The organism is Acetobacter sp. DsW_059 (assembly GCF_002153695.1).
Taxonomy (GTDB): Bacteria; Pseudomonadota; Alphaproteobacteria; order Acetobacterales; family Acetobacteraceae; genus Acetobacter; species Acetobacter thailandicus.
The window spans coordinates 1-7,189 of sequence record NZ_JOPI01000031.1; the positions used below are offsets into that span (position 1 = coordinate 1).

The 7,189-nt window shown below is 45.3% G+C and carries 6 protein-coding genes and 1 tRNA gene; 5 read left to right on the forward strand and 2 right to left on the reverse strand.

The genetic code is table 11. The annotated features are described in order from the left end of the window. Both HK25_RS13385 and panB read right to left on the reverse strand, forming a co-directional pair. Positions 1 to 289 (reverse strand): hypothetical protein (locus tag HK25_RS13385; RefSeq protein WP_233127741.1); only part of this gene is annotated, 289 nt, incomplete at its 3' end. A 180-nt stretch (positions 290 to 469) separates the two neighbouring features. Beyond that, the gene (gene panB, locus HK25_RS07410; RefSeq protein WP_086635826.1) at positions 470 to 1,300 is read right to left on the reverse strand and encodes a 3-methyl-2-oxobutanoate hydroxymethyltransferase; all 831 of its coding nucleotides are present in this window, start codon (positions 1,298 to 1,300) and stop codon (positions 470 to 472) included. Positions 1,301 to 1,468: 168 nt separating this feature from the next. On the opposite strand from panB, the gene HK25_RS07415 reads away from it, so the two are divergent. The 5 genes from HK25_RS07415 to HK25_RS13495 all read left to right on the forward strand — a co-directional run bounded on the left by HK25_RS07415 (position 1,469) and on the right by HK25_RS13495 (position 7,092). Beyond that, positions 1,469 to 1,554: transfer RNA gene (locus HK25_RS07415), tRNA-Tyr, on the forward strand. Between the two features lie 366 nt (positions 1,555 to 1,920). Further along, positions 1,921 to 3,537, forward strand: a complete 1,617-nt coding sequence (locus HK25_RS07420; RefSeq protein WP_086635823.1) for a hypothetical protein — start codon at positions 1,921 to 1,923, stop codon at positions 3,535 to 3,537. A gap of 213 nt (positions 3,538 to 3,750) precedes the next feature. Beyond that, complete coding sequence (locus HK25_RS07425) at positions 3,751 to 5,097, forward strand: MFS transporter (protein WP_086635824.1); 1,347 nt, start codon at positions 3,751 to 3,753, stop codon at positions 5,095 to 5,097. A gap of 89 nt (positions 5,098 to 5,186) precedes the next feature. Beyond that, a complete protein-coding gene (locus HK25_RS07430; RefSeq protein WP_158092935.1) occupies positions 5,187 to 6,779 on the forward strand; it encodes an OprO/OprP family phosphate-selective porin in 1,593 nt (530 codons plus the stop codon). Positions 6,780 to 6,960: 181 nt separating this feature from the next. Beyond that, entirely contained in the window at positions 6,961 to 7,092 is a 132-nt protein-coding gene (locus HK25_RS13495) for a hypothetical protein (RefSeq protein WP_255406293.1), read from the forward strand. Positions 7,093 to 7,189 lie beyond the last annotated feature (97 nt).

Genomic DNA, 7,189 nt, shown 5'->3' on the forward strand with positions numbered 1-7,189 from the left:
ATATATATGACAAAATCATAGAGATCAGAGCGCCCGGAGCATCAACCCCGAGGCTTTTATCTTTGAATTTTTTTATTTTTATAAGAAATATTTTTACCTGCCTGTTTTTTTCAGCGCCGATAGAATAGAAAGCCTTCGTGCTTTCGACAGCCATGGCAACTGAAACTAAAAATAAAAAGGCCAGTACAAAAATTCCCAGAGAGACCCTGGCAACGCCATATTCATGCGGCGAAATTGCATCAATCAGAGGAAGAATAATCAGGTAAAAAAGGAAAAAAACACCTATCACCAAAAGCACAAACCTGACGACATTGTAAAACGTGCTTTTTTGCATTCTTCACCCTAAAGAAAAATCGTTCATTTCATTATTCTTATTGCAGAATGCATAATGTCTTCGTCAGGAACAAGCCCCGCCCGCCACTCAGACTCTCATTGACGTGGTGAGAAGCGCCTGCCTGACATGCCGAATTTATGCGCCTTCAGTTTTTATTCCTGACGCACTGACATAATTCTCCGGCCCGGGAAACTGGCGTGTTCTGACTGCCTCAGCATAAGCAGCAACTGCTTTATCAATATCGGCAGCAAGCGTACCAAACTGTCTTACAAAGCGCGGAGTGAAATCAGTAAACAAGCCCAGCATATCCTCACCCACCAGAATTTGCCCTCCGCAGGCAGGCGATGCCCCGATACCTATAGTTGGCACAGGCAGGCGGTCACTTAACGCACGGGCCAGCGGTTCAACCGTGCTCTCGATAACGACAGCGCCGGCGCCGGCAGCCACAACAGCATCTGCATCTTTTATAATCTGGTCAGCCTCACTGCCCCGTCCTACTGTTCTGAAACCGCCATGCGTATGAACAGCCTGAGGCTTAAGGCCAATATGGCCAATAACAGGAACCCCTCGCTGAGTAAGGAAATAAATTGTCTCAGCCATTTCTTCTCCGCCCTCGAGTTTAACGCATCCGGCTTCGGTCTGCGCCATCACTCTGGCAGCGGTCTCAAACGCCTGCTGCGGGCTCTTCTGGTAGCTTCCGAAAGGTAAATCGACAGCGACACAAGCCCGACTACTCCCTCTGATGACAGCCTGACCATGGGCAATCATCATTTCTGTCGTAACACCCAGCGTGGACGGCATTCCGTAAACAACCATTCCCAGAGAATCACCGACAAGCAGCAAATCACAATGAGGGTCCATTAACCGGGCCATAGGCGTAGTATACGCAGTTAACGCAACAATTGGTGTCTCAAGCCTGGCCAGAGAGCGCAATGTATGACGTTTACCTGCTTTATGCTTACTCAAAAAACCGGCTCCTTTTTCTTTTATCTGAAGATGCTTCTGGGGCACTCATACCCATAATGTGCCCTGGCAGACTGCCGTATAGAATATTTTATACTAAAAGCATAAAAACCTGCTGCTTAGCCCGTTGACAAGACAGGCTCATCGCTATAGGTCTGTGCTCACCGATACGGAGAGGTGCCCGAGTGGCTAAAGGGGGCGGACTGTAAATCCGCTGGCGTACGCCTACGTTGGTTCGAATCCAACCCTCTCCACCATTTTCCCATAAAAAATAATAGTACTGCAGACATTTGATGCTCTGAATTTATCAGATGATTCTGGCATGAAAAATGCCTGAACCGCTGGCTGAGCCAGAAAAATATTCTCCTTACATTTATATCACGATATCAGACTGTTACTCATGAATGGTCTTTTTTTAAAAGAGTAAATTAAAATAAAATCCTCTGCTTTTTAAACGTAGCACCTAAGTGCCCCCAATATAGTCACACATAAAAAATGAATTGAAGTTAATCATTAACTAAAATATATTAACTTTAGTTAAGATTAATTCATGAATAAGATTCTGAAAGTTAAGAAAACATCTATTTCTTTCAGAGACGATCTTATAAGGACACTATATTAACATGTCTTTTTTTTCATCTCTCAGACACTCTGCGACCGATGCGGTAAAAAATGCCACGGATAAAATCCATGAAACTGAAAACAAAACATCAGGTTTTGTCGGTAATTTAGAAGATAAACTTTCAGGAGTTTCAAAACTCAAAGACATTGGTAGCAAAATAGAGAATGAGGTATCTGACACAAAAAAGGGAATTTCTGATGCAATAGAAAATAAGATATCCGATACAAAAAAGGGAATTTCTGACGCAATAGAAAATAAGATATCCGATACAAAAAAGGGAATTTCTGACGCAATAGAAAATGGGATATCTGATACAAAAAAGAAAATTTCTGACGCAATAGAAAATAAGATCTCTGATACAAAAGAGAGAATTTCTGATATCCCGGTAGTAAAAGATATTAACAAAGCTTATCACATCGCCTTAGACATTAAAGATGCAACAAAGTCACCTGTATCTGCCCTGAATAAGATTTTACCTAAGAACAGCGAGTTATTCTCAAAAATAGTAGATTACACCGCTGGTGGTGTGACAGACGCGCAAAATAAACTTAACAATAGTCGCGTTAACAAGGTCTTTAGTTTTCTTGCATCTATAGAGAAAAGTAAGCTTGCAGGCACAACCTATTCTAATTTGAACTATCTTAACGATCAGGTTGCCATTAAAGCACCAGTTGATCAGGATCTTAGCAAAACACCAACAGTGTCACAGCTCCTCAATGCTGCCAACGCAGAATTTACAATTGACGGCACCCCCAAGGGGCTTACCCCTTTCCTCGTTAATGGCAAGCAGCTCTATACAGTTGATGACGCAACAGGCATGTCTTCACGCGTGTGGCTGACCGGTGATAATCAGGTTATCATCTCATATCAGAGCACCAGCGGCGGTGATAATATGAGTATCAATCCCGTGGCAGGTGTTGCCGGCATGGCTTCAAATGCTCAGATTTTTAATCAGGATGTGTCTGGAGCGCAGAAAAGTGCTCTGAAGTGGGCGAACAAGGTTGTTCAGGAAGCTGAAGCCCGTGGCATAGACACGAACAATATTTTCGTCACAGGCCACTCTCTGGGGGGCATTGAGGCCTCTTACGTAGCGCAGCAGACAGGCCTGGGCGGCATAGCCTTTTCTGCAACCGGTATTCCCTCATCATCCACAGCAAAAGGTGATGGCTCTAACTTCCTCAGCATCATGGCCTACGGTGACCCGATTGCAAGTTATGCCAGTGACACGAATGGGGGAGCCTCTTATGTCTCCTGGAAAGACGAAGGCGCATCATCCAGCCTCAACCATTATGGCAAGGTTATTCAGGTTGGCTCTGAATCTGACAATGAAGCCCTTCGTAAGACTGTCGCTGGCTGGACCGATGGCACCTTCATTGATCAGATGAAAACTGTTGGTGACGTCTTCAAAGATTTTGTTAAATTTCATACGCCGGTTACACTTGCCTCTGACCTTGGTGTCACACTGACAACCAAGGCAAACTCAAATGGCCTCATGACACTCAATGGTGCAAACGGCACACCGGCTAACATTGGCGGTGATACTATTGGCCAGCTCACAGGCAGCCATTCAGATGCCATGGTAGCCCAGCTGCTCAAAAATAATTCTCTTGCTGCCTGACCATCTCTCCTTATTAACACTACGCACTAACGAAAAGGCCCGAAGTTTTCTTCGGGCCTTTTTTATAAAGACTGCAGGCACTTCATAACAATCTGGTTAGATAATTAAGCATAAAAAATAATTGCTTTATTCCGGTCTATCTTCATATGCTCAAAGATAAAGACGTGTGCATCACCGATGCTGGCTCTCAATAAAATAAAAAAGATATAAATCATGCCCCACACCGGTACCAACTTTGCCCCGCCACTCGCCTCTGCGCCGGAGACTTCTGAAGTCTTACAAACTGTTAGTGCTCAGCCTAAAAGTCGTGCCAAAGCCGTTATGCAGGTTGCCAGCGGCAACGTCCTTGAAATGTACGACTTTATGGTTTTCGGCTTTTATGCCGCAGCGATAGGAAAAACTTTCTTTCCTTCATCTGACCCGACAGCAAAACTGATGCTGGCGCTGGCTACATTCGGAGCAGGCTTTCTGATGCGCCCGCTGGGTGCTTTAATCCTGGGTTCATATGTTGATCGTATCGGACGTAAAAAGGGGCTTATCGTTACACTTGGCCTTATGGCAATCGGTACACTTATCGTCACTATAACACCAGGATATGCTGCCATTGGTTTTGCAGCACCACTGCTGATTCTTGCCGGGCGACTGATTCAGGGATTTTCTGCAGGTGTTGAGCTTGGCTCCACCTCAGTTTATTTATCTGAAATCGCGGGACCGCATAATAAAGGCTTTATTGTCTCTTTTCAGTCAGCATCACAGCAGCTTGCTGTTATGGCAGCCGCTGCACTTGGTGTTGGCATGACACACCTTATGTCTCACGAAGAACTCCTCTCATGGGGATGGCGCATCCCCTTTCTTATCGGGTGTCTTATTGTTCCGGTTCTTTTCCTTCTCCGCCGGAACCTGCAGGAAACAGAAGCTTTCTCTTCTGCACATTCACACCCACATTTTGCCGAAATACTACAAACGCTGTCACGTGAATGGCGCATCATTGCCGTTGGCATTCTTATGGTTCTGATGACCACAACTTCGTTTTACATTATCACTGCCTATACGCCTTCTTTTGGCACAGCAGTTTTGCATTTAACCGCTCATGACAGCCTGGTTGTTACGCTGTGTGTTGGCATGACTAACCTCATTCTTCTTCCGGTTTTTGGTGCTTTATCTGACCGTATCGGCCGAAAAAAACTCTTATTAATCGCTACAGTGAGCGGAATAGTCACTGCCTACCCTGCTATGACCTGGCTCGTATCTGATCCTTCTTTTTTCAAACTACTTGGCGTGGAGCTGTGGCTTGCTGTCATTTACAGCATGTATAACGGTGCCGCAGTTGTTTACCTGACAGAAATTGTCCCTCCGCGCATCCGCACTACAGGATTTTCTCTGGCTTACAGCCTGGCAACCTGCGTTGGAGGCTTTACACCTTTCATCTGCACCTCTCTCATTCACGCGACCGGCAACCGCGCCATGCCAGGACTGTGGTTAACTCTGGCAGCATGCAGCGGATTACTGGCCTCACTTCTCGCCCGCCCCTACTCTCATTCACAGTCGAGTTCATCATGACCAGAATTCGCTGTACCACAGATAATTCACAGCCTTTTTCTCTGAAATGCCGGCCGCTCATTACAGGAGCAGGAATCGTCGGCTCTCTTATGCTGCCGCATTATGCACAGGCTGCATCAGGTAACCCTGAAGTGCAGGAACTGATGCGTATTGTAAAAATGCAGTCACAACAGATGAAAATGCAGTCACAGCAGATTCACGAGCTGCAAACGCGCCTCTCAAAGGTTGAGAAAAAATCAGATACAAAAACTGTTAAGGTGACCTCACTGCCTGCTGCATCTCATACCGCGCATGCACATGTTACTTCAGGACCAGTTGAGCCCGTAAAATTTGCCGGAGATACCTCTCCTGGAATTCAGACTACCACTCCGGTATACCCTCTGAAGGCTGCAGCCCCCGGTTCTTATGCAGCTGTTTCGAGCATCCCAAACAATGCATCACCTGTTATGGGTGTGACATCACAAATTCCTTCAAGTGGCAGCACCACGTCTGTCGGCGGGCTTGTACTGAAATGGGGGCAGGGTCTGCCCACCTTTACAACGCCCGATAACGCCTATTCCTTTAGGGTGCGCGGCCGTATTCTCGCCGATTACGGCGGCTCATTTGGCAGCCGTTACAGCAGCCTCAATGTCTCTCGTACACTGATGCGCGCAGCCCGTCTGGGTGTTGAAGGTCACGCAAGGCAGCTTTCATGGGTTTTTGAAGCCGACTTCTCTGATAACAAACCAGAGCTCATGAGTGCTTTTATGATGTGGAGCCAAAAGGTTCAGAAAAAAACCCTGGACCTTGCACTGGGAAATATTTTTAACGAACGAAGCTTTGATGGTACCACAGGCTCAGCACAGACCGTCTTTCTTGATCGTGACCTGGTCGCGACCACTCTGTTGCCTGTGCGTGGATGGTACGGCATGGGGGGCATGTTCAAAACCATTGGTAAAAACTGGCACGTAGCGGCACAGATAGCCGGCAATAACGTCAATTCCTCCAATGCGACCAACAATATTCGTGATGATATGACCTATGAAGTACGTTCTCACTATATTCCATGGCGCAACAATAATGCTCTGATTCATCTTGGCATCTGGGGTTTCTATGAAGATGTCAAACCCGCAGCAAACTTCTCACAGTCAGTGCGCCTTCTCGCCCGCACTAACGACGCATTTGCAATGCAGTTTGGCCCCACGACTCCAATTTCCAATTCTTTTGCCGGCGGCCTGGAACTGTTTGGTATTTATAAAACCGGCTGGGCTCTTATTGAATATGGCGCACGACATCTGCAGTTTCGTAATACACTTCCTGTAGCTTCGTCCTATACAGACAAACTCGGCGGTTCAGGTACAATTCAGGCTTTAAGTCTGCAAACAGGCCTGTTCCTCACCGGTGAAACTCCAAACTATTTTGCACGAACAGGCGTATGGTCCTCACCTCGTGTACTGCGTCCCGTCACCGAAGGTGGCTGGGGAGCATGGGAACTTGCCGCAAGATGGGACTGGGCCGATTCCTCCAACATTCCAACTGGTGCACGTGCCTGGACTGCTACAGTTGGTGTGAACTGGTATCTGCTTAATTTTGCACGAATTATGGTCAACTACACTCATGCTGATGTAACAAACAGAGCCGGAAACTATATTGGAACCAATACCGGCAATACATTTGGCGTAAGATCAGGAATTACATTCTGATCTTTATTGTAAAAATATTATTTTTTTAAAAACGATATCCTCATCATCCCTTTGATATGGATATCGTTTGTTTTAACAAAACAAAAAACAATCTTATAAATGTATTGATTTTAATTTAATTTATAACTATAAGTTAATTTATAGTCTCGAGGCTGTTTAGTTAAGAAAGGAGGTCCAGAATATGAAAAAATCTACCATTGCTAAGCTTGCAGTTGTTCTTTTTGCTTACCCGCATCTGACAACCTGCTCTGTTCCAGCTGTTAAAGCAGCACCGGTACAGCACGTCGTCGCTCATTCGACGCACGTAAAATAATAATAGTTTTTATTAAAAAAATATAGAGAAAATATTATTTTATAAACATATATAGTAAATCATTATTTTATATATGAGTATAGATGAATTAATTTAA

Coding starts and splice junctions, on each gene's coding strand:
- HK25_RS07425 (WP_086635824.1), top strand. CDS start 3,751: ATGCCCCACACCGGTACCAACTTTGCCCCGCCACTCGCCTCTGCGCCG.
- HK25_RS07420 (WP_086635823.1), top strand. CDS start 1,921: ATGTCTTTTTTTTCATCTCTCAGACACTCTGCGACCGATGCGGTAAAA.
- HK25_RS13495 (WP_255406293.1), top strand. CDS start 6,961: ATGAAAAAATCTACCATTGCTAAGCTTGCAGTTGTTCTTTTTGCTTAC.
- HK25_RS07430 (WP_158092935.1), top strand. CDS start 5,187: ATGCTGCCGCATTATGCACAGGCTGCATCAGGTAACCCTGAAGTGCAG.